4 protein-coding genes and 1 pseudogene are annotated in these 3,800 nt (G+C 77.4%); 2 read left to right on the forward strand and 3 right to left on the reverse strand.

Annotated elements, in window-relative coordinates; translation table 11 throughout:
• Positions 1-73 precede the first annotated feature (73 nt).
• The gene (locus ACFOWE_RS11375; protein WP_377287225.1) at positions 74-907 is read left to right on the forward strand and encodes an ABC transporter permease; all 834 of its coding nucleotides are present in this window, start codon (positions 74-76) and stop codon (positions 905-907) included.
• A 148-nt stretch (positions 908-1,055) separates the two neighbouring features.
• Here ACFOWE_RS11375 and ACFOWE_RS11380 read toward each other — a convergent pair whose 3' ends face one another.
• Both ACFOWE_RS11380 and ACFOWE_RS11385 read right to left on the reverse strand, forming a co-directional pair.
• Positions 1,056-1,847, reverse strand: a complete 792-nt coding sequence (locus ACFOWE_RS11380; RefSeq protein WP_377287226.1) for a YcnI family copper-binding membrane protein — start codon at positions 1,845-1,847, stop codon at positions 1,056-1,058.
• Positions 1,848-1,980: 133 nt separating this feature from the next.
• Positions 1,981-2,547, reverse strand: a complete 567-nt coding sequence (locus tag ACFOWE_RS11385) for an MFS transporter (RefSeq protein WP_377287227.1) — start codon at positions 2,545-2,547, stop codon at positions 1,981-1,983.
• 178 nt (positions 2,548-2,725) lie between these two features.
• Here ACFOWE_RS11385 and ACFOWE_RS11390 point away from each other — a divergent pair, with 178 nt between their 5' ends.
• The gene (locus tag ACFOWE_RS11390) at positions 2,726-3,232 is read left to right on the forward strand and encodes a hypothetical protein (protein WP_377287228.1); all 507 of its coding nucleotides are present in this window, start codon (positions 2,726-2,728) and stop codon (positions 3,230-3,232) included.
• A 263-nt stretch (positions 3,233-3,495) separates the two neighbouring features.
• On the opposite strand, the pseudogene ACFOWE_RS11395 reads toward ACFOWE_RS11390, so the two are convergent.
• Positions 3,496-3,800 (reverse strand): annotated as a pseudogene (locus tag ACFOWE_RS11395) (hypothetical protein); the annotation flags it as partial.

Below are 3,800 nucleotides of genomic sequence, written 5' to 3' on the forward strand. Positions count from 1 at the left end.
GGTCCCGCTGCCGGGCCCCGGGCGGGGACCCGCCGGGGACGCGGCGGGCGGTCCCGCCGGGCGACCGGGGGCGGTGCGGGCGTGGGGGCGGCTGTTCGCCTCGGAGACCGGCCTGATCTTCCGGCGGCCGCGTAACCTCGCCATGCTGTCCGTCCTGGCGCTCGTCCCGGTGCTGGTCGGCGTCGCGCTGCGGCTGTTCGGCGGGGCGGAGGAGACCGAGGCGGGCCCCGGCGGGGGGCCCGCGATCTTCGCCCAGGTCGCCGGGAATGGGGTGTTCCTGACCTTCGCCGCGCTGGCGCTCCTGGTGCAGCTGCTGCTGCCGGTCGCCGTCGCGGTGGTCGCGGGGGACTCCGTCGCGGGAGAGGCGGGCGGGGGCACGCTCCGCTACCTGCTCACCGCCCCGGCGGGCCGGGCCAGGCTGCTGTCCGTCAAGTACGCGGGCGCGGTGCTGTTCGCCTTCGCGGCGGTGGGCCTGGTGGCCCTCTCCGGCCTGCTCACCGGGCTGGCGCTCTTCCCCACGGGGCCGGTCACCCTGCTGTCGGGGACGACGGTCCCCTTCGCCGAGGGGGTGCTCCGGCTCGGCTTCGTCGTGCTCTACGTCACGGCCGGGATGGCCGCCCTGGCGGCCGTGGCGCTGGCCCTGTCCACGCTGACCGAGGCGGCCATCGGGGCGATCGCCGCGACCGTGGTGCTGGTCATCGTCACCCAGGTCCTCGGCGTGGTCCCGCAGCTGTCGGCGCTCCAGCCGTACCTGCTGACGTCCTGGTGGGACGGGTTCGACGGGGTGCTGCGCGACCCGGTGGCCGTGGCGGACATGGGGCGGGGCCTGCTGGTCTTCGCCGCCTACACCGCGGTCTGCGGCTCGTTCGCCTGGGCCCGCTTCACGAGCCGGGACGTCACCGCCTGAGTGGCTCCGGGGCGGGGCGGTGCCGTGCGCCCCGCCCCGGAGCGGTGAGGCGGACGGCTCCGCCGGGTGACCCCGGGCGTGCCCGGCGGGGGCTCCGGAGCCCCCGCCGGCCACGCTCTCAGTCCCGGGGACGGTCCCCCTCCGGCTCTCAGTCCTGGGGACGGTCCCCGCCCGGGCCCGCCGCGGAGGCCGTACGGCGCCCGCGGCGCAGGCCGGCCAGCCCGGCCGCGAGCCCTGCCAGGCCCGCGGCGAGTCCGGCGCCGCCGAGCAGCCGGGCGGTGCCGTCGGAGGAACCGGACACGCCGGCTCCGGCCGCGACCGGGGCGACCGACGGCGCGGCCTGCGCCGCAGGGGCGGCCGAGGCGGCGGGGGAGGAGTGCCCGCCGCCGTGCCCGTCACCGCCGGTGGCCGGGGTGAGCCTCAGGACCGGGGCGGGGCGCTCGGGTTCGGAGCCGTCGGCGGTGGGCTCGTCGTCCCACCTCACCACCTCGCCGCCGCTGTAGGTCTGCGTGGCGGGGAAGACCAGCCGGTCGGTGGTGGTGGGCAGCGCGCCCATCGAGACCTCGAACTCCTGGAACTGGCCGGGCTCGATCTTCCCGCCCGACCAGGTGATCTTCGTGACGGCCTCGGTCAGCTCGCCGTACTCGGTGGTGACCGGTTCGGGCAGTTCGCCCTCGGTCACCTCGACCTTCCAGCCGGGCACCGGCTTGACGGAGACGAACGCCAGCGGGTGGCCGGTGGGGAAGGCGACCTCGAGCTTGGTGGTCGAGGCGTCGTCCCGCTCGTTCGGTACCCGGAATGCGACCTTGGTGAAGCCGCCCTGCGGGGCGCTGCCGGGGTTGATCGTGACGTGCGCGAGGGCGGGCGCGGCCAGACCCAGAGTGAGCGCGGCGGCACCCGCGGTGACGGTCAGGGTGCGGCGCGCGACGGAAAACGACATGGGAGGCTCCACTTCGAGAAATGCCGGAAAGGGTGAGGGGCCGCCCGGGTGGCGGCCGGGTGCGGGCCGCCCGGGCGGCGATCCGTCCGGGACCTCGGCGGCGATCCGGCTCAGGTCGCCTGGGCGGCCCGGTTCAGGCGGCGGGAAGTGGAGGACCGCGCCGGTTGACGGTGTGGCGGAGCAGGCGCCGGGCGGGGGCGGGCGGGTCGTGGGGGAGCGGGGCACGCGGCGGCACGGAGGGCGCCGGGGCGGGCGCGAGCAGCCGGAACGCCGCGCCGAGGCGGCACGCGGCCGCGCGCAGCAGCGCCCACAGGGCCGTCTCGCCGCGTGCCAGCCACCAGCCGGTGATCAGCGTGGCGGTCAGGTGAGCCAGGAGCATGCCCAGGCTCTCGCCCAGTCCCCGTCCGTGGAGGTGCCCGAGGACGTAGGGGTCGACGGGGTCGCCGAGGGCGAACAGCTCGTGCAGGACCACCTGCGTCCCGGTGAGCGCGACGGTGACCGTCGCGGGGGAGCGCTCGCGTCCGGCGAGCGCGACCGCCAGGACCGCGACCGCCGAGGCCCCGGAGGCCACGGCCCACGGTTCGGGCCCCGAACCGCCGGCGGCGACGTGGCCGAGGGCGGCGAGCGTCACGCAGACGGCCGAGAAGGCGGCCGCGCGCGCGAGGCGGAGCGGGAGGCGGGCGAGCATGACGCGAGACATGGTCTCACGGCCGCGGCCGGGCTTCGAGACCTTCACGGGACGCCGGGCCTCACCCGGCGACCTCACCCGGCGGCCGTGGACCGGTCGGCGGTCCGGGAACGTGCAAGGTCTGACGCTTTGCGGCTTTTGTGGCTATGGTTGCCGCCACCAGAACAACAGTCGAGGTCGAGGTGGTGGAATGCGGCACGTCTACGGGCTGCTCGTCGGGCTGGTGACGACGGCGGTCCTGCTGCTCGGTGCGGGATGGGCGGTGGCCGAGACGGGGTTCGTGCTCCAGCCGGGCGGAGCCGCCCCGGCGCCCGCCGCGGACGCCTCGCGGACCTGGGTCGTCCTGGGGGTGATGGCCGGGATCGGCCTGCTGCTCGGACTGGTGGCCGCCGGCCGGGTCTCCCCGCTGGCGGCCTTCGTCCCCTCGGTGACCCTGCTCGCCTGGACCGTGGCCTACGCCCTCGACGCGGGCCGCGCCCTGGACTTCGTGCCCGACACGCCCTCCTTCCACGAACTGCTCCTGCAGGCGGGCCGCGGCATGCGCACCCTGCTCACCACCGGCCTCTACGCCATGCTGGGCGTCGCGCTCTTCCTCCCCGTCCTGATGCCCTCCCGCTGGGCGGGCTCCGGCCGGAGCGAGGACGACGAGTACGAGGAGGCCGACGAGGAGTCGTACTGGTCGGCGAAGGAGGACTGACCCGCCGGCCCGGCGCCGTACATCCGCCCGTGCCCTCGTCCGCCGGGAGCCGCCCCCGGGACTGTGGAGCGGGGCCGGCGCCCGGCCCACCGCCGCTGAACGGCCTCCCGCTCCGGCGGAACCGCCGCGCCGACCGCCGCCGATCACCGGGTCCTACGCGCCGTCGCCGACCGCCGCCGATCACCGGGTCCTACGCGCCGTCGCCGACCGCCGCCGATCACCGGGTCCTACGCGCCGTCGCCGACCGCCGGCGACCACCGGGTCTACGCGCCGTCGCCGGCAGGGCGGGCGCCGCCCGGGCGGCGCCGGGCGTCCCGGAGGACGGCGTGGGCCGCGCTGAGACGTTCCGCGTCGCCGCTGCCCGGAGCGCCGCCGGAGACCTCGTCGGCCCATCCGAGCAGGCGGTGCAGGTGCGGGTCGGCCGGGGCCGCGACGGTGCGGGGGCGGCCGGCGAGGACCCGCCCGCCGGTCCCGTCGACGGTGACGAGCGTGCCCTCGGGGAGGGTACGGCCACCGGCGCGCACGCAGCCGGCGGCCTCGTCGACCGTGAGGTCCGCGGCTCCCACGA

The sequence above is a fragment of the Planomonospora corallina genome (genome assembly GCF_042650625.1).
GTDB classification, from domain to species: Bacteria; Actinomycetota; Actinomycetes; order Streptosporangiales; family Streptosporangiaceae; genus Planomonospora_B; species Planomonospora_B corallina.